Annotated in this window: 17 protein-coding genes and 1 tRNA gene; 11 read left to right on the top strand and 7 right to left on the bottom strand. The window is 35.0% G+C overall.

Annotation, left to right across the window (positions count from 1 at the left end; translation table 11 throughout):
• Positions 1-14: 14 nt before the first annotated feature.
• Positions 15-947 (top strand): isoaspartyl peptidase/L-asparaginase family protein, encoded by a 933-nt coding sequence (locus C1S72_RS06460; RefSeq protein ID WP_104734812.1) that lies wholly within the window; start codon positions 15-17, stop codon positions 945-947.
• Here the strand turns inward: C1S72_RS06460 and C1S72_RS06455 are convergent.
• The gene (locus C1S72_RS06455; RefSeq protein ID WP_104734811.1) at positions 944-1,804 is read right to left on the bottom strand and encodes a cyanophycinase; all 861 of its coding nucleotides are present in this window, start codon (positions 1,802-1,804) and stop codon (positions 944-946) included. The genes C1S72_RS06460 and C1S72_RS06455 overlap by 4 nt on opposite strands.
• Before the next feature lie 102 nt (positions 1,805-1,906).
• Here C1S72_RS06455 and cphA point away from each other — a divergent pair, with 102 nt between their 5' ends.
• Together cphA and C1S72_RS06445 are read left to right on the top strand one after the other, a co-directional pair.
• The gene (gene cphA / locus C1S72_RS06450; protein ID WP_104734810.1) at positions 1,907-4,546 is read left to right on the top strand and encodes a cyanophycin synthetase; all 2,640 of its coding nucleotides are present in this window, start codon (positions 1,907-1,909) and stop codon (positions 4,544-4,546) included.
• A 7-nt stretch (positions 4,547-4,553) separates the two neighbouring features.
• Positions 4,554-5,963, top strand: a complete 1,410-nt coding sequence (locus tag C1S72_RS06445) for an aldehyde dehydrogenase family protein (RefSeq protein ID WP_104734809.1) — start codon at positions 4,554-4,556, stop codon at positions 5,961-5,963.
• Here C1S72_RS06445 and C1S72_RS06440 read toward each other — a convergent pair.
• From C1S72_RS06440 to C1S72_RS06430, 3 genes are all read right to left on the bottom strand, one after another.
• A complete protein-coding gene (locus tag C1S72_RS06440; protein WP_104734808.1) occupies positions 5,960-6,973 on the bottom strand; it encodes an isoaspartyl peptidase/L-asparaginase family protein in 1,014 nt (337 codons plus the stop codon). The two genes, C1S72_RS06445 and C1S72_RS06440, sit on opposite strands and share 4 nt — an antisense overlap.
• 23 nt (positions 6,974-6,996) lie before the next feature.
• On the bottom strand, positions 6,997-7,383 hold the full coding sequence (locus C1S72_RS06435; RefSeq protein WP_104734807.1) for a hypothetical protein: 387 nt from the start codon (positions 7,381-7,383) through the stop codon (positions 6,997-6,999).
• A gap of 82 nt (positions 7,384-7,465) precedes the next feature.
• On the bottom strand, positions 7,466-10,387 hold the full coding sequence (locus C1S72_RS06430) for a GH92 family glycosyl hydrolase (protein ID WP_104734806.1): 2,922 nt from the start codon (positions 10,385-10,387) through the stop codon (positions 7,466-7,468).
• A gap of 42 nt (positions 10,388-10,429) precedes the next feature.
• Here C1S72_RS06430 and C1S72_RS06425 point away from each other — a divergent pair, with 42 nt between their 5' ends.
• The 5 genes from C1S72_RS06425 to C1S72_RS06405 all read left to right on the top strand — a co-directional run bounded on the left by C1S72_RS06425 (position 10,430) and on the right by C1S72_RS06405 (position 17,522).
• Positions 10,430-12,703 (top strand): glycoside hydrolase family 20 protein, encoded by a 2,274-nt coding sequence (locus C1S72_RS06425; RefSeq protein WP_104734805.1) that lies wholly within the window; start codon positions 10,430-10,432, stop codon positions 12,701-12,703.
• 1 nt (position 12,704) lies between these two features.
• On the top strand, positions 12,705-13,403 hold the full coding sequence (locus C1S72_RS06420; protein WP_104734804.1) for a copper homeostasis protein CutC: 699 nt from the start codon (positions 12,705-12,707) through the stop codon (positions 13,401-13,403).
• Entirely contained in the window at positions 13,400-15,871 is a 2,472-nt protein-coding gene (locus tag C1S72_RS06415) for a beta-mannosidase (RefSeq protein WP_104734803.1), read from the top strand. Before C1S72_RS06420 ends, C1S72_RS06415 begins: the two co-directional genes overlap by 4 nt.
• Before the next feature lie 65 nt (positions 15,872-15,936).
• Positions 15,937-17,172: a metallophosphoesterase gene (locus C1S72_RS06410; protein WP_104734802.1), complete on the top strand. Its 1,236-nt coding sequence runs from the start codon at positions 15,937-15,939 to the stop codon at positions 17,170-17,172.
• Positions 17,173-17,225: 53 nt separating this feature from the next.
• Complete coding sequence (locus C1S72_RS06405) at positions 17,226-17,522, top strand: thioredoxin family protein (RefSeq protein WP_103051734.1); 297 nt, start codon at positions 17,226-17,228, stop codon at positions 17,520-17,522.
• On the opposite strand, the gene C1S72_RS06400 is transcribed toward C1S72_RS06405, so the two are convergent.
• Complete coding sequence (locus tag C1S72_RS06400; RefSeq protein ID WP_104735811.1) at positions 17,519-18,172, bottom strand: polysaccharide deacetylase family protein; 654 nt, start codon at positions 18,170-18,172, stop codon at positions 17,519-17,521. The genes C1S72_RS06405 and C1S72_RS06400 overlap by 4 nt on opposite strands.
• A gap of 10 nt (positions 18,173-18,182) precedes the next feature.
• A complete protein-coding gene (locus tag C1S72_RS06395) occupies positions 18,183-21,530 on the bottom strand; it encodes a glycosyltransferase family 117 protein (RefSeq protein ID WP_104734801.1) in 3,348 nt (1,115 codons plus the stop codon).
• A 152-nt stretch (positions 21,531-21,682) separates the two neighbouring features.
• On the opposite strand from C1S72_RS06395, the gene C1S72_RS06390 reads away from it, so the two are divergent.
• Positions 21,683-21,755, top strand: a tRNA-Gln gene (locus tag C1S72_RS06390).
• A gap of 62 nt (positions 21,756-21,817) precedes the next feature.
• On the opposite strand, the gene C1S72_RS06385 is transcribed toward C1S72_RS06390, so the two are convergent.
• Positions 21,818-22,642, bottom strand: coding sequence for a universal stress protein (locus C1S72_RS06385; protein ID WP_104735810.1), 825 nt, complete (start codon positions 22,640-22,642; stop codon positions 21,818-21,820).
• 159 nt (positions 22,643-22,801) lie between these two features.
• Here C1S72_RS06385 and rimP point away from each other — a divergent pair, with 159 nt between their 5' ends.
• Positions 22,802-23,263 carry a ribosome assembly cofactor RimP gene (rimP, locus tag C1S72_RS06380; RefSeq protein WP_104735809.1) on the top strand — a complete coding sequence of 154 codons (462 nt, stop codon included), beginning with the start codon at positions 22,802-22,804 and terminating at the stop codon, positions 23,261-23,263.
• An 11-nt stretch (positions 23,264-23,274) separates the two neighbouring features.
• A complete protein-coding gene (gene nusA, locus C1S72_RS06375) occupies positions 23,275-24,507 on the top strand; it encodes a transcription termination factor NusA (protein WP_104734800.1) in 1,233 nt (410 codons plus the stop codon).
• Positions 24,508-24,516: the final 9 nt, after the last annotated feature.

The following is a 24,516-nucleotide window of genomic DNA, read 5'->3' as shown; positions in this document are numbered from 1 at the left end:
TTAAAAAAAGATAAATGAAAACATTTTCTATAGCCATACATGGTGGAGCAGGTACTCTAGTGAAAGGCATGATGACTCCTGAATTAGAAGCGAAATATAAAGATGCATTAAAAGATGCATTAGATGCTGGTTATTATTTATTGGAAAATGGCGGAACAGCTGTTGATGCTGTAGAGGTAGCCGTTAAATCTTTAGAAGATTCTCATCTTTTTAATGCAGGAAAAGGTAGTGTATTTACTGCTGAAGAAACCCATGAAATGGATGCCAGTATTATGGATGGAAAAACTTTGAATGCTGGTGCTGTTAGTTTAATTACGGGTATTAAAAACCCAGTGAGTTTGGCACGTGATGTTATGGAAAAAAGTGAACATGTTTTTTTAGCTGGTGAAGGTGCTATGCGTTTTGCTGAAGGATTGAATTACCATATTGAAGATGCTAACTATTTTTATGATGATTTTCGCCATAAACAATGGTTAGAAATTAAAGATACAGATAGTTTTCAATTAGATCATTCAACAAAAAAAGATTCGAAATTTGGAACTGTTGGAGCGGTAGCATGTGACCACGATGGTAATATTGCAGCAGCAACATCGACTGGAGGTATGACCAATAAAAAATGGGGACGTGTTGGTGATTCACCAATGATAGGTGCAGGAAATTATGCGAATAACAAAACTTGTGCTGTTTCTTGTACAGGTAGTGGTGAGTTTTTTATTCGTGGAGTGGTTGCTTATGATGTGTCTTGCTTAATGGAACACAAAAACATGTCACTAAAAGACGCTTCAAACGAAGTCATAAACAAGCGCATTCTTGAAATAGGAGGAGATGGTGGCTTAATAGCTGTCGATTCTCAAGGCAATATTGCTATGCCATTTAATACAGAAGGTATGTATCGTGCTTCAAAGTCTTCAATTGGGATAGAAACGGTATCTATTTATAAAAATTAAATAAAAGGTTCTGCTACAGGTAAGACTTTAACTTTTTTCTTCTTAATATTAAATCGGTCACCATTAGCCAAAACATGTGTTTTTAAATTGGTCAGAGACATAGGTGTACCCTCTTTCAATATCTTTTCGTTATTGTGTTTTAACTTTCTTGGATCAAAAACGATAACCATTCCAGAGCCAATTACACGAACAACATTGTTTTTTATAATTAAACCTGTGTCTTCGGCTAATCCAATTCCAATCAATTTAGGATGCTTCGCAACAGCTTCGGCCAAGCGTCCAAAACGGCCTCTTCGAATAAAATGCGTATCTATAGTTAATTGCGGAATTAGGCCAAGTCCGTTACTCATTCTTACTGCACCTTTTACAAAGGCTTCAGAAGCACTTCCACCAGTAATCATTTCTTTTGCCATAGCCATGGCACCAGCACTAGTTCCAGCAATAACAAACCCTTTTTCGTTTTTAAAACGATCCAGTAGAATGTTATGAATGGTTGTACCACCTATTTTTTTGGCTATTTTAGATTGATCGCCACCAGAGAACATAATGCAGTTTGCTGCTTTTATTAATGAAATGGCTTCAGGCTTTTCAGCATCTTTTTGATTTCTAATATCTAAAACAGTTACGTTTTCGCAACCAAGCGTTTTAAAAGCTTCGATATAACTTTCACCGACTTCAACGGGAATGCTAGAAGCAGTAGGTATAACAACTATATTAGCGTTAAGGCCTCCAGCTTCACGTACCACATGAGATAAGATGCCTTCTTCAATATAATCAACCTTGTTATAATCATCATCACTATATCCTTTGTCTTCATTTCCTCCAATTGGAATAAGTGTACCCTTTATTGACTTCATCTAATCACATTCAAAATTATTGAGCAAAAATAAACTAATTTTTTATTAGAAAAATGTATATATTTATAATCTTTCACTAAAAAATTAACAAAGCCAAACCACATGATTATACGAGAAATAAATGCTATGAGAGGACCAAATTATTGGTCAGTACGTCGTCATAAATTAATAGTAATGGTTCTTGATCTTGAAGAGATGGAAGAACGACCGTCTAATAAGATTGATGGTTTTTATGACCGATTAAAGGCCATGTTTCCAACTATGTATGAGCATAGGTGCTCTGTTGGTGAGCCTGGAGGATTTTTTCAACGTGTAGAAGAAGGTACCTGGATGGGTCATATAATTGAGCATATTGCTTTAGAAATACAAACTTTGGCAGGTATGGACGTTGGTTTTGGTCGTACACGTGGGTATGGCGAAGAAGGTGTTTATAGTGTGGTTTTTGCTTATATGGAGGAGTCTGTTGGGCGTTATGCGGCAAAAGCTGCTGTTAGAATTTGTGAGGCATTAATTGAAGGCGAAGACTATGATATGGCAGATGACATTCAAAAAATGCGTGAATTACGTGAGAATGATCGGTTGGGTCCAAGTACAGGTTCTATTGTTGAAGAGGCTGAAGCACGTGGTATTCCATGGATTCGATTGAATAAATATTCATTATGCCAATTGGGTTATGGAGCCAATCAAAAACGTATTCAAGCAACAGTAACTAGTGAAACTAGTAGTATTGGTGTAGAATTGGCTTGTGATAAAGAAGATACAAAATATTTGTTAGAACAAGCCGAAGTTGAAGTGCCACGTGGTGATATCATTAGACGTGAACGCAGTCTGGAAGAGGCTTGTGATTATGTTGGCTTTCCTTTAGTGATAAAACCAATTGACGGGAATCACGGTCGTGGTATAACGGTTAATATTCAAAATTATGATGAAGCACTTGAAGCGTTCCATCAAGCCAAGGAAAGTTCCAGAAGTGGTGCTATAATCGTTGAGAAATTTATAACTGGCGAAGATTATAGAGTTTTAGTTATCAATAATAAAATGGTAGCTGCCGCCAAACGTACTCCTGCTCATGTTATAGGTGATGGTAAATCTACTGTTCAAGAGTTAATAGATGAGGTCAATAAAGATCCACGACGTGGTTATGGACACGAAAATGTGCTCACTCAAATTACAGTTAACGAATTGACCAAAACCATAATAAAAGATGCAGGCTATACTTTAGAATCTGTAATTGCAGAAGGGGAGCGTTTAATTTTAAAAGACACAGCTAATTTAAGTACAGGAGGCACTGCTGAAGATGTTACAGATATTGTACATCCTGCTAATGTGAGTATGGCTGAACGTATTTCTAAAATCATTGATTTGGATATTTGTGGCATTGATATCATGACAACAGATATTTCAAAACCGCTATCGGAAACAGGTGGAGCCGTTTTAGAGGTTAATGCAGGTCCAGGATTTAGAATGCATTTGGCGCCAACTTCAGGCTTGCCTCGTAATGTTGCGGCTCCTGTTATTGATAAATTATTCCCGCAAAAAGGAGATACTGGCCGTATTCCTATCGTGGCTATTACGGGAACCAATGGAAAGACTACAACCTCACGTTTGATGGCTCATATAGCTAAAATGAAAGGCTATCGTGTTGGCTACACAACCAGTGATGGTGTGTACATACAAAACCGTTTACTAATGACAGGTGATTGTACTGGTCCAGCAAGTGCTGAATTTGTACTAAAAGACCCAACCGTTAATTTTGCGGTATTGGAATGTGCCAGAGGCGGATTACTTCGTGCTGGTTTAGGATTTAAAAAATGTGATGTAGGTATTGTAACCAATGTGGCTGCAGACCATTTAGGCTTAAAAGGTATTCATACCATAGAGCAATTAGCTAAAGTAAAAGGTGTAATTCCAGAAACAGTGCTACCAAGTGGTTATGCTATTTTAAATGCCGATGATGATTTGGTTTACGATATGCGTCGTTCTGTAGAATGTCATATAGCTTTATTTTCAATGGACGAGAACAATCCTAGAATAAAAGCGCTACAGCGGTTAAACGGTATTACGGCAGTTTATGAAAATGGTTATGTTACCATTTGCAGAGGTGAATGGAAAATGCGCATTATGAAAGCGGAGCATATCCCATTGACTTACGGTGGTAAAGCGAAATTTATGATTCAAAACGTTTTAGCAGCAGTATTGGGAGCTCATGTTCAGGGTATTAGTATTGAGGACATGAAAGCCGCTTTGGAGACGTTTATACCATCAGCTTCACAAACACCTGGACGCTTAAACCTATTTGAATTTAAAGACTTTACCATCCTTTTAGATTATGCACATAATCCGGCTGGTATGATGGCTCTTAAAAAGTTTACTGATGAATTGGAAGCTACTGTTAAGGTTGGTATAATTGCAGGTGTTGGTGATAGACGTGATGAGGACACTAATCAAGTGGGTAGCATTGCAGCAGAAATGTTTGATGAAATTATAATAAGACAAGACAAAAGATTGCGAGGGCGTACGGAAGAAGAACTCATCAAACTTTTAAATGATGGTATTCAAATGAAAGACCCTAATAAGAAGACTACGATTATTCCTTCGGAAAGGGAAGCAATTACTCATGCAGTAAAAAATGCGCAGAAAGGATCTTTAATTATTTTATGTAGTGATGTTATTCCTGATGCTTTAGAATTAGTGAAGAAATTTAAGGAACAAGATTTAAAAGGCGAGCCATTCATGGCCTAATGATTTTATGGGCTATTCTGAAAATAAGTTTGCGATTTTATTTGATAAACAAAGAGCGAACCAATTTAACATTGGAAAAACAAGTTATAAAACGCGCATAAAAAAGCTCAAAAAATTAAAACATGCTTTAGAACATACCTATAAGCAAGATATACGAGATGCGCTTTATAAAGATTTTAAAAAACCACAGCTTGAAGTTGATTTAACAGAAATTTACCCTGTAATTGATGAAATAAAGCATGTTTGTAGTCAGTTAAAATCTTGGTTGAAAAGGGAGCAGGTGGGCACGCCACTAGCCATGTTGGGTAGTAGTTCATATATTATTAATGAACCTAAAGGAGTGTGTTTAATCATATCGCCTTGGAACTACCCCATTAATCTAACATTTGGACCGTTAATTTCAGCGATTGCAGGTGGTAATACCGTAATATTAAAGCCTTCTGAAATGACACAAAATACTTCTAGTTTGATGGCTAAAATAGTATCTGATTTGTTTGATGAAAACGAAATAGCGTTAGTTGAAGGTGAAGTAGAAACGTCCCAAGCTTTATTGGAATTACCTTTTAATCATATTTTCTTCACAGGTTCTCCAGCCGTAGGTAAAATTGTCATGAAAGCAGCATCCAAACATTTAGCGTCTGTTACTTTGGAATTGGGAGGGAAGTCACCAACTATCATAGATGATTCAGCGAATATTGAAAAAGCAGTCAGTAAAATTATCTTTGGTAAGTTTATGAATGCAGGTCAAACCTGTATAGCACCTGATTATGTTTTGATTGACGAGGGTATTAAATCAAAATTTATAATTAGTTTTAAAAAACAGATTGACACATTTTTTACTGAACAACCAGAGTCTTCTGACGCTTATAGTCGAATTGTCAATAGCAAGCATTTCAAACGTTTAATTGACAGTTTAGAGGACTCAAAGAATAGGAATTCAACAATAGAATCAGGGGGAGAAATCAATCAGAGTGACAATTATATTGAACCAACATTAATAAGTGATTTAGATAATGAAAGCCAATTGATGCAAGAAGAGATTTTTGGTCCGATTTTACCAATAAAGACTTATAAAACCCTTGAAGAGGCTGTAGAATATATCAATTCAAAAGAAAAGCCACTGGCATTATACATATACAGCAAGAATAAAAAGAACATAAACTTTATTCTGAATAACACACGTGCGGGAAGTACCTGCATTAATCACAATTTATTACAATACTTAAATCACAATTTACCTTTTGGAGGCTCCAACAATAGTGGTATTGGAAAATCACATGGTTATTTTGGATTTTTAGAATTTACCAATCAGCGATCATTACTAAAACAACATACTTTAGGTGCAGTAGATTTATTGAAGCCACCATATACTAATTGGAAACAAAAAATAGTTGACTTAACGATTAAATGGTTTTAAGCTTTATTGAAAAAGTCTGATTGAATTTGTTCATTCACGCCATCTTGAAATTTAGTCATGCTAAACCATTGATGTATAGAATAACTACCTGTTTCACCTTTTTTATTAACCGCAATATAGCCAACCTGAAAGTTTTTGTAGTCACTATTAGGTTTATTCACAATCCTACCTATAGCTTCTTCACAAGCTTGTTGAGGGGATTTACCTTGACGCATCAATTCTACCACTAAAAAGCTACCAACGGTTTTTACAACTTCTTCTCCTAAGCCTGTAGCAACACATCCACCAATTTCGTTATCCACAAATAACCCAGAACCAATTATTGGCGAATCACCAACACGTCCAGCCATTTTATAGGCTAATCCACTTGTTGTGCAAGCGCCAGAAATATCACCATTTTTGTCAATGGCCAACATACCAATAGTGTCATGATTTTCTATGTTAATTATGGGTTTATATTTGGATTCTACTTTCCACGCTGACCATGCTTTTTTTGAGGCTTCAGTCAATAGATTTTCTTTTTTAAAGCCTTGCTCCAATGCAAATTGTTCAGCGCCTTTTCCGGCTAGCATCACGTGAGGCGTATCTTCCATGACTTTGCGAGCTACCGAAACAGCATGGGTTATATTTTGTAAATAAACTACAGATCCACAATTACCATGCTTGTCCATAATACAAGCGTCTAATGTCACATTACCTTCACGGTCTGGCAGTCCACCTTTCCCTACTGATTGTCCTTTTTCGTTGGCCTCTTCAACCCGACAACCTTGTTCAACAGCATCAAGTGCTGTTCCATCAGCTTCTAAAACTTCCATAGCTTTAGCTGTGGCATCAATAACATGCCAAGTTGCGATAACGAGTGGTAAAGATGCTTTCGAATTGGTTGTGGACGCAATTTCTAATTCTTTGTTTTCTTTGTTTTCGCTATCAGCACAACTTAATAAGGAACTTCCAACAGCAACTCCTGCTCCGGTTAACGCTGCATTTTTTATAAAGATTCTTCTTTTCATAGAACTAAAACAAATAATAGGATTTAATTTAATACATGATCGTTGATCATTCTGTGAGACCATTCAATTGCTTCACTCAAATTATTGAATATTTCATATGGTTTATCATAAAAATTACGTTCGTATTCAGCATTTTTTCGCATAATATCATCATCAGGAACCATGGCAATGGCTACGAGGTTGGGAATACGTTCAGTTTCTACATAGGTAAGTGGATCAACGGAATACGAATTGACACGGTTGGAGATATAAACCAAATCCTTTCCTTGAAAGTGTTTTTTTATAACTTGATTTAAAATTTCAGAATGATCAGGTGTAACGTTAACACCTTCAGTAATTTGACAGATTAGGAATTCGTCAAACACAAAAAGTTCGCCATCCTCAATATTATAATAATGAATCATTCCCATTTCAACGTGTTTTGATTTTTTATAAAATTAACTAAAAGGATTTTAAATTTAGAATAATCACTTAAACTAAAGGTTTTAAAATCTATTTAATTGTAATTTCATCAACAAACAACCAACTTCTACCATCATGTTCATAGCCTAAATGCCATTCAGGGAGTTTGCCTAATTTTTTGGCGATAACTTTAATAAATCTTGCTTTTTTAGATTTCAAGTTAGAATTTAGGGTTTCAATTTGTGAACCTTCTAAAGGTTCAGGAGCATCGTAATTTTTTGTGAATATGGATTTGAATTCATTGCCATCATTAGATATTAAAACTTCAACTTGTGTTGGTAGAAATATCCAAGATTTTTGATCTTGAAGGAAATTCACAGAAATTTCATTAATAGCTTTTATACTTCCTAAATCAACAGTTGCAATCACATCTTCATCAAAATACCCTTGCCAAGTGCCCGTTCTGAAATCTTGAGTGCCATAAATACCATCAATCAAAGCATTTTGTCCACCACCATTATATTGGTTGGCATATTCAGTTTCTAATTTTATGGAGATGTTAGGATCTATTTTATAGAATTTAGTTGTGATTAGTGCACTTTCAACACCATCTTTTTTGGCATAAACTACTAATGTTGTCGGTTCTGAAATAATGAAGGCGTTTTCATAAACCTTAAATTCATCATCATTTAATTTGTAAAGTATTTCGGTTTCCTTATCCACATTTTCTAAAGTGACTTCTGTTTCGCCTTTAAAGGCTACATCTCCTTTTGCAATAAATGGCACAGGAACAATGAGATGTTCATCAATACTTGTTTTAGGTTCTTGTCCTTCTAGGGTTGCCCATTCTGTAGGTTGGCTGCTCATATTAAAAACCAAATGGCCACCTTTCATAATATCTTCGTGAGAAATATAGGAATGGTTTAGTGGTTCACCATTAAGTACGACTGATTCGATATAAATGTTCTCGTTGGAAAGGTCATTAGCTTGAATAGTAAAATGCTTACCATTTTCTAGATTAATGGTTGCTTTATCAAACAAGGGTGTGCCTATAATATATTGATTGCTCGCGGGCGTAACAGGATAAAATCCAATTGATGAAAACACATACCATGCACTCATTTGCCCACAATCTTCATTGCCAGAAATACCATCAGGTGTGTTGGTGTAAAGTTCAGTTAATATTTGATGAACTTTTTCTTGTGTTTTAAATGGTTTATTTACGAAATTATAGAGATAAGCCATGTGATGACTTGGTTCGTTGCCATGAGCATATTGTCCAATCAAGCCGGTAATATCGGCTTGGTCACGTCCTGAAGTTTCCGCTTCGGCTGTAAATAATTTATCTAAATGAGCTTCCAATTTATCTTTTCCGCCTAATAGATTTATAAACCCAGAAACATCCTGTGGCACGTAATAACTGTATTGCCAGGAATTGGCTTCTGTATAATTGAAATTGACTTCATAAGGATCAAAAGGTGCAAACCACGTATTGCGAAATCGACCACGCATGAATTGGCTTTCAGGGTCAAATACATTTTTATAATATTGGGCGCGTTCGGTATAGGTTTTATAGTCATCGGTTTTGTTCATGGCCTTTGCCATTTGTGCAATAGTCCAATCGTCGTAAGCGTATTCCAAAGTTTTTGAAACCGACTCGCTTTCTTCTTCAACCGGAATGAAACCAAATTCTTTATACGACTTTAAGCCTAAATGATCACGAGTTGCCGAATGTTTCATGGCTTCAAAAGCTTTTTCGGCATCATAATCACGAATACCTTTTAAATACGCATCGGCAATCACTGGAACAGCGTGATACCCAATCATACAGCCAGTATAATTGGCACTTAAATCCCAAATAGGCATGATGCCGCCTTCGTCATATTTTGCTAAAAAGGTATTGATGAAATCATTGGTGCGCTCTTCTTCAATAATGGTGTAAAGCGGATGTCCAGCTCTGTAAGTATCCCAAAGTGAGAATACGGTGTAATAATCAAAATCGGTTGTTTGGTGGATGTTTAAATCCATGCCGCGATAGCGACCGTCAACATCTTGGTACAAATTAGGTGCAAGCATGCTGTGATACAATGAGGTGTAAAAGTTGGTTTTATAATCGTTATTGTCACTTTCAATAACTATTTTTTCTAATTGAGATTCCCAAGCGCCTTGAGCTTCTTGTTTAACCAATTCAAAGCTTTTATCACCTATTTCTTCCTCTAAATTCTTTTTTGCTCCTTCAATATCAACTGCTGAAATGCCAATCTTCACAAAGACAGATTCGTTGTTTGGGTTTTCGAACTCTAAATGTAATTTAGTAGGTAATACTTCATATCTTCTGTTCCAGTCTTTTATTTTATGAGAGAATTGAGTATAGAAGAACAAACGTTGATCAGTAGCCCAAGCTTTAGAATTTCTAAAACCAATTATTTCAGTTTCGGAAATTATTTGAACTGAACCGCCAAGCAATTCATCCCGATGTTCTAAATCTAAAATAACAATTTGATTTTCTGAAGATGGAAATTGGTATTTGTGCATCCCACTGCGTTTTGAAACGGTTAATTCCACATCAATATTGGTGGAATCTAAACGCACTTTGTAATAGCCTGGTTCAGCCACTTCATTGTCATGGCTAAAATGAGCACGATAGCCTTTCTTACCGTCAGCACCATTGTTGAAGTTTATTTCATTGGTTGGCATCAACAAAATATCGCCATAATCAGAAACACCTGTACCACTTAAGTGTGTGTGCGAAAATCCGTAAATGTAACTATCAGAATAATGGTAGCCCGAACATCCATCCCAACCATCCAAGCGTGTATCTGGGCTTAATTGCATCATGCCAAACGGCATGGTTGCTCCAGGATAAGTGTGTCCATGACCGCCAGTGCCAATAAACGGATTCACATAAGAGATGAGCGATTTGTCTTTTTTAGCGGGTTTAATGTCTTTGTTTTCCTTGCAGGCAGTAAATAGGATTACTAAAGCAAAAAAGAAAGGAATAGGGAGTTTCATTTAAAATAGGATTGCTAAATTTAAAGCCTCTAATATACTAAAATGCCAATCAAGAAATTAATCGTTTGCTTTGTTTTTGTGATGCTGGTTTGTAGTTGTAGCCAAAATTCACACAATGTTATTGAACCCCAAATCATTCCAACACCAAAAAACCAATCTGTTACTCAAGGATATTTTCTGTTGAATAATGTGACAGGTGTTCAGTATAATGATTCCTTTAAAGTATCAGCTAAATTTTTGAAAGCATACATTGAAAAAGGCAGTCAAATTAAACTAACGGAGAACAATACAATATCATTTATAAAAGATGAAACTTTAACGGAAGAAGCATATGTGCTTGAGATTCTTCCAAAAAATATAACAATCAAAGCGAAAACAGATCAAGGTGCGTTTTATGCTGTGCAATCTTTAAGGCAGTTGCTTCAGGTAGCTTTTGAAAAAGGTTCTTTTAAGGAAGAAGAAGTTGCGATTCAATGCATGACCATTGAGGATGAACCGCGTTTTCAATATCGTGGGATGCATTTAGATGTGGCAAGACATATGGTTTCGGTAGATTTCATAAAAAAATATATTGATGCGTTGGCCATGCTAAAAATGAATACATTTCATTGGCATTTAACTGATGACCAAGGATGGCGCATAGAGATTAAAAAATATCCAAATCTACAGGAAATAGCAGCTTTTCGAGAACAAACCTTGGTAGGTCATTTTTCAGATCAACCAACAACTTATGATGGAAAGCGTTACGGCGGATATTACACTCAAGAGGAAATAAAAGAGGTTGTGGCTTACGCACTGAAACAGCACATAACCGTGATTCCAGAAATTGAAATGCCTGGGCATGCGCAAGCAGCTATTGCGGCTTATCCAGAATTGGGTTGTAGTGGAGATTCCATAAAAGTTGCACAAACTTGGGGTGTTTTTGATGACATTTTCTGTGCAGGAAAAGAGTATACCTTCACGTTTTTAGAAGGTGTTTTAGATGAGGTTGTAGAGTTATTCCCAAGTAAATTCATTCATATAGGAGGTGACGAAGCGCCAAAAACACATTGGAAAAACTGTCAAGTTTGTCAAAAAAGAATTAAAGAAGAAGGCTTAAAGGACGAACATGAACTACAAAGCTATTTTATTCAACGTATTGAAAAACATTTAAATTCTAATGGAAGACAAATCATTGGTTGGGACGAAATTCTGGAAGGTGGTTTGGCTCCAAATGCAACGGTCATGTCTTGGCGTGGCACCAAAGGAGCTGTTGAGGCAGCTAAACAAGATCATAAGGTGATTATGACACCTACATCACATTGTTATTTTGATTATTATCAATCTACAAATCCTAATGAGCCTTTAGCTATTGGTGGTTATTTGCCTTTAGAGAAGGTATATAGCTTTAATCCAATCCCGAAGGAATTAAATCACGATGAAGCTCAATATGTTTTGGGTGTCCAAGGTAATTTATGGACGGAATATATCCCGAATGCTGAACACGTAGAGTATATGATATTCCCTAGAATTTTGGCGATGAGTGAAGTGGGTTGGAGCTTACCGGAAAACAAAAACTATGATGATTTTGTATCTCGTGTTGAAACCTTTAACAAGCGTTTGGATGCATTGGACGTCAATTATGCCAATCATTTGTATGAGGTTGAAGGTGAATTGTTTTCAGAAAACGGATTGTCATTTTATACGTTGAAAACGCTTACAAAAGACAAAACCATTCGGTATACAACCGATGAATCCCAGCCAAATTTACAGTCACAGGTATATGAAAAACCTATACCTTTCAACAAGGACATGGTCATAAAAGCAGCTGTTTTTAATGAAGTAAATCAATTGGGATCTATATTTACTGAAACTTTCAACTACCATAAAGCAGTTGGTAAAACCATAACCATAACTCCAGAACCTAGCAAAGTCTATTCAGGGAGTGGCTCTCAAGGTTTGATTAACGGTATTTCTGGAAGCGATTTGCGATATGGTGATAAAGAATGGTTAGGGTTTTGGGGCGATGATGTTGAAATAGAAATTGATTTAAGCAAAGCAATTGAAATTAACTCTATTGAAACACGATTTTATAACGGACAAGGTCAATGGATTTATGCGCCTAAAGAATTTGAAATCGAATTTGATAATGAAACCGAAAATCAAATTGTGAAAATTCCTGATTCAGATGACAATCTTGTGAATGTTTCATTAGAAAAGAAAGTTCAAACACGGTTTATAAAAATAAGAATTCCAAATTACGGTGTTATTCCAGAAGGAAACCAAGGATCAGGTCATAAAGCTTGGACGTTTATTGATGAAATTATTATAAAATAATATGCTACTAGAAATCTGTGCTAATTCCTACCAATCTGCCGTAAATGCTCAAGAAGCTGGAGCGCATCGTATTGAACTCTGTAGTGAATTGTCAGTTGGAGGTATCACACCAAGTTTTGGCTTGATCAAACAGGTTGTTAAGGATTTATCAATTCCTGTGCTTGTATTGATTCGTCCAAGAAGTGGACATTTTTGTTATTCTGATGCTGAATTTGAAGTTATAAAGCGTGATATTCAAATCTGTAAGGACTTGGGTATTCGTGGTATAGTTTCTGGTGTTTTACATGAAGATAATACTATAGATGTTGAAAGGACGCAACAACTTGTAACCTTGTCAAAACCTATGCAATTTACCTTTCATCGTGCATTCGACTGTGTGCCAAATCCTGAAGAAGCATTAGAAGCATTAATAAATTTAGGTATAGATCGTGTGCTAACTTCCGGTCAGCAACCCAAAGCCATTGAAGGTATGGAGCTATTGAAAGAATTAAACCATCAAGCTGAAAGCAGAATCAAAATTTTAGTTGGCAGTGGTATAAATGCCGAAAATGCTATTGCATTCAAAAAGGCAGGTTTTAACGAAATTCATGCTTCGGCTTCTAAAACTATAAATAATGATGCTTCCGTTTTTTTTGGAAATACACCTCAAACAATTTCTGATGTTAAAAGCATTCAAGATATTTTAAAATCGATTCAATGAGATATAGCGTTTTTGTCTTCGTTTTAGTGCTTTGTTTGTCTTGTCAGTCAAAATATGAAACACCTATAACTATTGAATTACATAATGGTTGGCAATTTAAGCAAGTGGATTCTGATACGTGGTCGCCAGCAAACGTTCCGGGAAATGTGTTTTCTGATTTGATGGAAAATGGGTTGATTGAAGACCCTTTTATCGGAGCTAATGAATCAGAAGTACAAGGCGTTTCTGAAACCGATTGGGAGTACAAAACAAACTTTCAAGTTGATGCTAAAACATTAAAGCGAAAACATATCGAACTCCATTTTGATGGTTTGGATACGTATGCTTCGGTATTTTTAAATGACAGTTTAGTTCTGAAAACTAATAACGCTTTTCGTGAATTTTCAGTGGATGTCAAACCGCTGTTAAAAGCTGAAAACGAACTACGCATTCTTTTTGAAAACACCTCAAAATATGAAGCGCAAGCCAAAGCAAAACTTAATTATAGCTTACCAGAAGGCGATCGTATTTTTACCCGTAAAGCACAATTTCAATACGGTTGGGATTGGGGCCCAAAACTCAATGCTACCGGTGTTTGGCGACCTATTAAACTTAAAGCTTGGGATGATTTTAAGATTCAAGATGTATTTGTTCGAAAAGTAAATCTCAATGATTCAATATGCAGTTTGGTAGCTGAAATTAATTATGATTCATCACTAAAAAAAGAAATCAATTATTCAATTTTCGTAGATGATACGCTTATTAGAGGTAAGAATTTTAAACCATCAATTTATAACCCTGGAATACCATTTCAAATCAAAAGCCCCAAACGCTGGTGGCCACATAATTTAGGCGAGCCTTATTTGTATGATATTACAGTGGTAGTAAAGGATGGCGAAACGGTTTTAGATAGCATCTCCAAAAAAATCGGATTAAGAACAATCGAACTGGTTACTGAAAAGGATAGTCTGGGCGAGTCCTTTTACTTTAAGGTCAATGATGTTCCTGTTTATGCAAAAGGCGCCAATTACATTCCTCAAAACAGTTTTCAAAATCAAGTCACAGATGATCATTATGAAAAACTTTTAAATGATGTCGTTTCGGCCAATATGAATATGCTTCGCGTTTGGGGTGGCGGCATTTATGAAAATGATATTTTCTATGACTTATGTGATGAAAAAGGGATTCTCGTTTGGCAAGATTTCATGTTTGCCTGTGCTATGTATCCAGGTGATAAGGCGTTTTTAGAAAATGTAAAACAAGAAGCTGTTGATAATGTGAAACGCTTGAGAAATCATGCGTCTATGGCGTTATGGTGTGGTAATAATGAAAACTCTGAAGGCTGGCATCGTTGGGGTTGGCAAGCTGATAGAAGTAAAGCCGAAAAAAATGAGATTTGGGAAAATTATTTAAAGGTTTTTGATTCTATTTTGCCCAATACGGTCAAACAATATTCAAACGTTGATTATTGGGAATCCTCGCCAAAATATGGAAGAGGCAATCCAAAATATGAGTTTGAAGGCGATGCGCACGATTGGTGGATTTGGCATGACGAGTATCCGTTTGAGCATCTTGAAGAGCATGTACCGCGTTTTATGAGCGAGTTTGGGTTTCAGTCTTTTCCAAGTTATGAAGTCATTAATTATATCAATCAAAAGGATAGTTTAGATATCAGTTCTCAAGGTTTTAAAAATCATCAAAAGCATGCTAGAGGGTTTCAAATTATCAACGACTATATGGAACGTGATTTTCCAGTGCCAACTCGTGCTGAAGATTATGTGTATATAAGCCAATTATTGCAAGCTTACGGCATTAGCAAAGGTATTGAAGCACAACGCAGAGCAAAACCTTATAACATGGGAACACTATTTTGGCAGTTGAATGATTGTTGGCCGGCGGTTTCCTGGTCCAGTATTGATTTCTTTGGAAATTGGAAAGCCTTGCACTATAAAGCCAAACGGAGTTTTGAAAATGTATTGATTTCTTCAGAAGTAGAAAATGATATATTGAAAACATTTGCTGTAAATGACGCTTTAGACGATATTCCAATTAATTTGACAGTTAGACTGATGGATTTTGACGGCAAAAGCATCATGCATAAGCAGATAAAGGAAATCGTACCATCTAATCGAAGTAAGCAGATATTCAGCTTGGATTTGACAGTTTTGAATTTTGATAAAGAGGCGACTATCTTAAAGATTGAAAGTACAGATCAAATATGGTTACATTATTTTTCGAAATCAAAAGACCTAAAACTCAAACCTGAATCCATTCAACAAAAAATCACAAAAAGCGCAGATGGCTTTAAAATAGAGCTGTCGAGTGAAACCCTTCAAAAAGATGTGTTCTTATTTTGTAATGACAAAGGCCATTTTTCCGACAACTACTTTGATTTGTTGCCAAACGAAGTTAAAACCGTTGAGTTTTATACACAAGCAAGCAGCATAGCATCTTTAAAAATGAAAACTCTAAACGGAATAAAAAATTAACAGAGTATTAAAATACTTCGCCTTAATTGCCAGTATATTTGTAAAGCCTTAAGAAAAAGAGATTTATGTCGCGTTGGATAATAACTATTATAATATTTACAGTAATATTTTTATTTGTTGAGTTATATGCTTTTCAAGTCATTAAAACTTTAACAAGAAACCGATTAATTAAATGGGCTTGGATTTTAGTTTCTGTTGCGATATATGCCAATTTTCTCTACACCATTTTTTCTACACCAAGAAGCGCTGGTCAAACGGTTGGTTTTCAGTTAGCAGCAGGTTTGTTGTTGACTTTCCTAATTCCAAAGTTGGTGCTACTACTCATTATGTTTGGGGAGGATGTTTTCAGAGTAATAAGAAAACTTTTTTCAATTGCATCGTCTGGAGAAACTGAAATGTTTACCAGCAGAAGAGCTTTTATTTCAAAAATAGCATTAGGTATTGCAGCCATTCCATTTGCCTCGTTTTTATATGGAATTTGGCAAGGTCGTTACAACTACAAAGTTTTGAAATATCAGGTGTTTTTTGAAGATTTACCTGAAGCTTTTGATGGGTTTACAATTACTCAAATTTCTGATATTCATTCAGGAAGTTTTACCAACAAAGAAAAGATTGAATATGGTGTTGACTTGATAAATGAACAGCAATCCGATCTTATGTTATTCACAGGCGATATTGTAAATAATATGGCAACTGAAATGGATGATTGGATAGATGTTTTTAAACGGTTAAAAGCACCTTATGGAAAATATTCCATTTTAGGTAATCACGACTATGGTGATTATGTACAATGGGAAAAGCCAGAAGATAAACTTAAAAATTTTCAAGCAGTAAAAGATATTCATCCTAAAATAGGATTTGATTTATTGCTTGATGAACACCGCTATATAGAAAAAAATGGTCAGAAATTAGCATTAATTGGAGTAGAGAATTGGGGAAAAGGATTTAATCAAGCAGGTGATTTAGATAAAGCAACATCCCAAGTTAATAAAGAAGATTTTAAAATATTAATGACTCATGATCCATCGCATTGGGAATACCGAGTTAAACAGGATGATTTTAATTATCATTTGACTTTAAGTGGTCATACTCATGGTTTACAAATGGGGATTGAAATACCGGGATTTTTTAGATGGAGTCCGTCACAATATGTTTATAAACAATGGGCTGGATTGTATAATGAATTTGGTAGATTTATAAATGTGAATAGAGGTTTTGGTTATCATGCCTTTCCTGGACGTGTTGGAATATGGCCCGAAATAACGGTTATCGAGCTTAAAAAAGGTGTGAATAACGTATAATCAACTGAAAATATTATATTTGTAATATAAGATTTGACTAAAAACTTTAACGTATGTCAAAATTTGGGGAACTTATAGATGTAAATATTCCTGTGCTGTTAGACTTTTTTACAGAATGGAATGAGCAATCCACCGCTATGCACGCAGTTTTGAGAGACGTTGCTGCTGCACTTGGAGATAAAGCCAAAGTCATTAAAATTGATGTTGATAAAAATAAAGAACTAGCTGAAGCATTGCGCGTCAAAGGCTTACCAACATTAATTATCTACAAAAATGGCGAAATGAAATGGCGCCATAGCGGCGAACAAGATGCTAATACCTTAATAGGCATTATTCAAGAGTATGTTTAGACATTTAAAGCTTTAAACGAATATCCTTTTTCACTAAAATATTTCAAAACTTTTGGAAGTGTAAACATCAAGTTTCTTGATGCTTTTAGGCTATCATGGAATACTATGATGCTACCGGATTGAGCTTTGCTTATTACGTTATTTAAACAGGTTTCAGGTTTTACATTTTTATCCCAATCAAACGACAAAACATTCCACATAATTATTTTATAGTCAAGATCTAAGAGAGCTTTGCCTTGTTTGGGTTTTATTTGACCATAAGGTGGTCTAAACAATTTTGAACCGCAATATTCTCGTTCTTCTAGTTCAGTATCAATACTATTTTGACAAGCTTCAATATCAGAAATATAATCAGTTTTTTTTATTAGCCAGCCTTTTAAATGAGTGTTAGAATGATTACCTATAGCATGACCATTATCAAGAATATTATGAAAGATGTTAGTATGCTTTTTTATGTTATTGCCTATGCAAAAAAATGTTGCTTTTGCGTTATACTTATTTAGTATTTTAAGTGTCCAATTGGTTATTTCTGGTGTTGGGCCGTCATCAAAAGTTAGATAGAGCACCTTATCCGTTTCTGGAAGCTCCCAAATATAGTCTGGGAGCATTTTTTTAATTACCAAAGGTGTTTTAACAGGGATGATTCCCATTGTTTTTAATTTATTCTTCAGGTTCAATGACACTACTGTCTTCATTGATTAAATCCAAATCCAATGGCGTTATTTCCTCTTCTGTTGGTGCGTCTTCATAAAAGTGCTTGAATAAATTCAAAAAGTTTGAAAAAGTCTTGGCTTCTTGAGCGCCAAAATCTTCGTCGTATTCAATAACCACATCAACAATACTTTTATAGCGTTCAATATCAGTGTAAATTTCTTCAAAAACTCTTCTTTGTTGTTCAGCATCTAACTTACTGTAATAGGTTAAGTTTTCTTGATATTTATTGGCAACTTCCTTGAATAGCTTTTGAGCCTTTTCAGTCGCACCTGTTTCATAATAAGCACCAATATAAGGTTCTAATAATGTATAATAACCAAAATAATCAACTGGCATATTTTCCATAGCTATATCAGCTATTTCTTCAGCTTTTTCTAGCTTTTCTTCATTGATTAATTGTTCAATTAACCTAGCTAGATTGCCACGATAGGTAATGGAATTTCGCCTAGTTTCAATATCATGGTATATATCAGGATTTCCACTATTTCCCCAATCCCAATTCACAACTTTTTCATACATTAAGTCACTATCAACACGTCCCATATCAAAGGGATTTGCTTTATCAACAGGTGTTTTAATAGGAACTAGTTTATAAGCCATACCATCTAACTGTAGGTAGTCTTTCATCCAAATATAGTCATCATTTCCAAAGGCGCCACCTGTAAAGTAAATAGGTCGCTCCCAGTTATTATTGGCAACAATATCAAGCATTAAAAGCCTGTTTTTATAGAGTGCACCATCAGTTATTTTAATATCTATATAATCCACTATTTCGGCAGAATCTTTTTCTTTTACAATTCCAGATTCAATAGCATTTTTCTTGTTAACTGGAATTCGAATATTTTCAACTGGGAAGTAATTTGAATTAACTAACTGCGAAGGATAGTAACTTGGATCTTCACCCTGCTGTTGTAAAACGTACTTAAATTTTGTTTTAGGATTGTCACTGGTTACAAAATTTAGAAAATCATCTATCATTAGAGTGTCCGTATTCAACAATCTTTGAGGACGTCCTTTAGAATCATAGATAAAAAGCTTTTTCATGATATAGTCACGTGTACCATAACGATATTGATCATGGGTTAAGGATGATGGAACGGGATCACTATCATAAGCTTTTCGCTTCATTTGGTCTATATACCAATCGGTTTGAAATAAGCTGGTATTAACTACACGAACATCTGTTCTATAACCTTCAATTTCTTGGGCGTACCAGAGTGCAAAAGTGTCATTGTCACCAATTGAGAATAAAATACCATTTTCACCACATGAATCCAGATATTTTTTTGCCATGGCATTGGCAGTATATTTGCCAGAGCGATCATGATCATCCCAATTATTGGCAACTAAAACACCAGGTACTAATATTAAACAAACAATGACTACTATTGGTGCTAATAATTTTGACTGGAATTTTGATTTCAAACCATCAATTATCGCATAAACTCCAAATCCAATCCATAGCGCAAATACATAAAACGAACCAACAACCGAATAATCCCGCTCACGAGGTTCAAACGGTCGAACGTTGGTATAAACTTGTATGGCTAGACCTGTAAACAGAAAGAAGACTAGCATAACCCAAAACAGCTTTTTGTCTTTATTGAACACAAAGAATAGCCCAATAAGACCCAGTATAAATGGTAAGAAAAAGTAGGTGTTTCTAGCTTTGTTATTTTTTACGTCGCCTGGGAGATCTTTTTGAGATAAATCCAAATGCCATTCATCAATAAAGCCAATACCACTTAGCCAGTTTCCATGGTTGTCATACTTTCCTTGAATATCATCTTGTCTTCCAACAAAATTCCACATAAAATAACGCCAATACATATAACCTAATTGGTATTCCAACATATAGGCAACATTACTGCCCAAAGATGGTTTTTCAACATCTATATACTGGCTAAACTGTTTTAAAAATGCGTGATAATCTTCATAATCAACCATGCCATTGGCCACATCATTTTTAAAATTTGAAACTGCTGCACGCAATTCGTTTTCCATTTGGTATTCAGGCTTTAATTTAAAATCTAAATAGCCTGTAAAAATCATGTAATTTTCTGCATTTTCACCGCTCCACATTCTTGGTAATATAGAAGCATGATCCGCATTATAATTTTGTCTGGCTTTTTCCCAGTCGTTTATAATAACGTATTTACCTGTTTTTTCATCCTTTTCATAATTAGGCTTATCATCTATATAAGGCTCGTTTTCATCAAGACCAGAATATTGATCTGTAAATTGTGGACCATAAAACAAATGGGTTTCTGGATATTGTTCCAAGTTGTAGTATGCCAAAAGCTCGCGAGCATCCGAAGGATCATTTTCATTAATAACTACGTTGGCATTGGCGCGAATTGGTAACATCATCCAAGAAGAGAATCCAACCACTACAAAAGTTACGCAAAGAATAGCAGTGTTTAAGTGTTTATAGCCTTTATCTTTTGTGTATTTTAAACCAAAATAAATTAAAGCAACCAAAAGAATACCTGCTATTATTGATCCCGAGTTAAAAGGTAAGCCAATAGAATTTACAAAGAAAATTTCCATAGCACTGAAGTACCTCAATATGTTTGGTGCTAATAATTTAAAGATAAAAAGAAGAATAGCAACTGAAACTACATTGGCAACAATAAAACCTTTGATAGTAACTTCTTTATAATTTTTAAAATAATAAATAAGCCCAATAGCTGGAATGGTTAATAATCCCATAAAATGCACCCCAAATGAAAGACCTATAACAAAAGCAATTAATATCAACCAACGATTACCTCGTGGTGTATCCATTTCACGTTCCCAACGCAATGCCAGATAGAATAAAACGGACATAATTAACGTAGCCATGGCGTACACTTCTGTTTCAACAGCATTAAACCAAAAAGAATCTGTAAAAGCAAATGCCAAACTCCCAACTAAAGAACTCCCTAAAATGGCAATTTTATTCGTTTTTGATAGCGTGTCTTCATTTCCAATTAATTTTCTTAACAATAATGAAATTGTCCAAAACATAAATAAAATCGTGAATGCACTTGAAACGGCACTCATCATATTCATCATGTAGCCTATTAATTCATTATTGCCAAATGTGAAGGTTGAGAAAAATGCACCAAACATTTGGAACAAAGGTGCTCCAGGTGGATGCCCAACTTGTAGTTTTGAAGATGTTAAAATGTATTCGCCAGCATCCCAAAAACTTACAGTGGGTTCTACCGTTAGACTATAAGTGATTAAAGCAACTAAAAATGAAAACCAAGATAACAAAGTGTTCCATTTTCTAAAGCTGATATGTGCCATGTAATTGAAGTTTGAAAGATTAGGCGAATTTAACAATAAATATCAAATCAAAAATACTTTTAAGGAAACGTTAAGTTTTGAAAGGTTATTTTATTTAAAAAATGTTTGCGCAAACAAAACTTTGTTTTAAATTTGCATCCTCAATTGCACAATGGCCTATGGTGTAACTGGCAACACGTCTGGTTTTGGTCCAGAAGAGTCTAGGTTCGAGCCCTAGTAGGCCAACAAGTAAGTAAAAAATCCTAATCATTTGATTAGGATTTTTTTATTTGATTAGTTTGGAATAGTTATATTTTAAAAGTTATCACAGGTCGTTTCGCATGATTTACCAAATCTTCACTAATACTACCATTGAAGAAATGGGCAATGCCTTGTCTGCCATGGGTACTAATACCAATTAAATCTGCACCAATGATATGGGAGAAATTCATGATGCCTTTCTCAACAGATTCATCATTGTAAATAGAAATTGAATAATTTTCAAAATCGTAACCTTCAATAAAATCTAAAATACGAGCTTGTGCCGTTGCTGTGGTAATAAAGTTGTTAGCCGTGTTCACAAAAAGTAAATGAATTTTGGCATCAAAAGCTTTAGCCAATTCGGTTGCTTGTTTATATGTTTCTTTGTTATCATTTTTAAAATCAGATGCAAAAACAAAATTGTCAATCTTGAATTCTTCATGTTCATTTTTAATTACTAAAACAGGGACTTCGGCAGTTCTTACAACCTTTTCAGTGTTTGAACCTATAAACATTTCTTTAAAACCACTAGCTCCATGCGAGCCCATGATAATGAGGTCGATATTATGCTCTATACATGTGTTTTTTATGCCTGTAAAAGTTTGATTGAAATCTACAGTCTCATGAACTACAACATCCTTTAGGTAGTCTTGGCTCATAGTTTGCTCAAACTTTTTATGAGCTAGTTTCATAAAGAACATGGCTTCAGGTAATTCACTATGTTGGCTTAAAGCATCTACCTGATGAAGCGGTAGTTCAAGCATATGTAAAAGGTAAATTTCGCTATCGTGTTTTTTGGCTAATTGAGCAGCAACTTGTAGTGCGTTTTCGGCTTGCTTTGAGAAATCAGTTGGAACGAGTATTTTTTTCATAAATGAAATTTTCAGAATTGTTTTAGTAGTCACTAAATTTAAGAAAAAAAATGATATTCCTATCATTATGCAATTCAATTTAATTATTGTATATTTGCACCGTTGAAAGAAAAAAGAATAAATGAGGGGACGGAAAGTCCCCTCTTTTTATACCAAAAAATGTTTAGAGAAACTGTAGAGAAATTATTGGTCGATGGCTTAAGTGAACGGGAAGATTTGTTTCTGATTGATTTTACCATTTCTAACGACAATAGTATAAAAGTAATTATTGATGGTGACCGTGGTGTTACTGTTGATGATTGCGTTTTTGTTAGTAGAGCTATTGAGCACAATTTGGATAGAGAAGAACAGGATTTTTCTTTAGAAGTTGCTTCAGCTGGAGCAGCGGCACCATTAGTAAATCAAAGACAATACGTCAAAAATATTGGTAGAAATCTTGAAGTTTTGACAAACGATGGTAAAGTTGAAGGCACACTAGAGAATGCTAGTGATGATGGTATTACCTTGAAATGGAAGGCGCGTGAACCAAAACCAGTTGGCAAAGGTAAAGTGACTGTTCAAAAACAGGCTAAAATAGCCTATGGAGATATAGTAGAAGCAAAAGTTATGATAAAATTTTAATTAAAAGAGATATGGAAAATCTTGCGTTAATTGAGTCTTTTTCAGAATTTAAGGACGATAAATTAATAGATCGTGTTACGTTGATGGCGATTTTAGAAGATGTTTTTAGAAATGCACTAAAAAAGAAATTTGGTGATGATGATAATTTTGACATCATTATCAATCCAGATAAGGGTGATTTAGAAATTTGGAGAAACCGAGTGGTTGTTGCTGATGGCGAAGTAGAAGAACCTAATCAGGAGATATCTTTATCTGAAGCAAGAAAAATTGAGCCTGATTTTGAGGTTGGTGAAGATGTGTCAGAAGAAGTCAAGTTAATTGATTTAGGTCGTCGTTCTATCTTGGCATTAAGGCAGAATTTAATTTCTAAAATCCATGAACATGATAATACTAATATTTATAAGCAATTTAAAGATTTAGTAGGTGATATTTATACGGCAGAAGTACATCACATACGTCACAGAGCTGTTATATTGTTAGATGATGAAGGAAATGAAATCATTCTTCCTAAAGAAAAACAAATTCCATCAGATTTCTTTAGAAAAGGAGATAATGTACGTGGCATTATTGAAAGCGTTGAACTAAAAGGCAATAAGCCAGCTATAATCATGTCAAGAACAGCACCTGAATTTTTAGAGAAGCTGTTTGAGCAGGAAATCCCTGAAGTATTTGATGGATTGATTACTGTTAAAAAAGTAGTGAGAATTCCTGGTGAAAAAGCAAAAGTTGCTGTAGATTCTTATGATGATAGAATAGATCCAGTAGGTGCATGTGTAGGCATGAAAGGTTCAAGAATACATGGTATTGTCCGTGAGCTTGGAAATGAAAATATTGACGTTATAAATTACACCAATAATTTACAGTTGTTCATTACTAGAGCATTAAGTCCTGCAAGAGTTACGTCAATTAAAATAGATGAGGAAAACAAACGAGCTGAAGCTATTTTAAAACCAGAAGAGGTGAGCAAAGCTATTGGTCGCGGTGGTCACAATATCCGTTTGGCTGGTCAGCTAACAGGTTATGAAATAGATGTGTTTAGAGAAGGTGCAGAGGAAGATGTTGAATTACGTGAGTTCACTGATGAAATTGATGCATGGATTATTGATGAATTCAGTAAAGCTGGATTAGATACGGCTAAAAGTATTTTAGAGCAGGAAGTAGATGATTTGGTAAAGCGTACCGATTTAGAAGAAGAAACAATTTTAGACGTCATCAGAATTCTTAAGGAAGAATTTGAAGATTAAATATATTTT

The sequence above is a fragment of the Hanstruepera ponticola genome (assembly GCF_002940745.1).
Classification (GTDB): Bacteria; Bacteroidota; Bacteroidia; order Flavobacteriales; family Flavobacteriaceae; genus Hanstruepera; species Hanstruepera ponticola.
The sequence above is the reverse complement of the archived record's forward strand: the minus strand, read 5'-3'. Positions and strand labels throughout refer to the sequence as shown.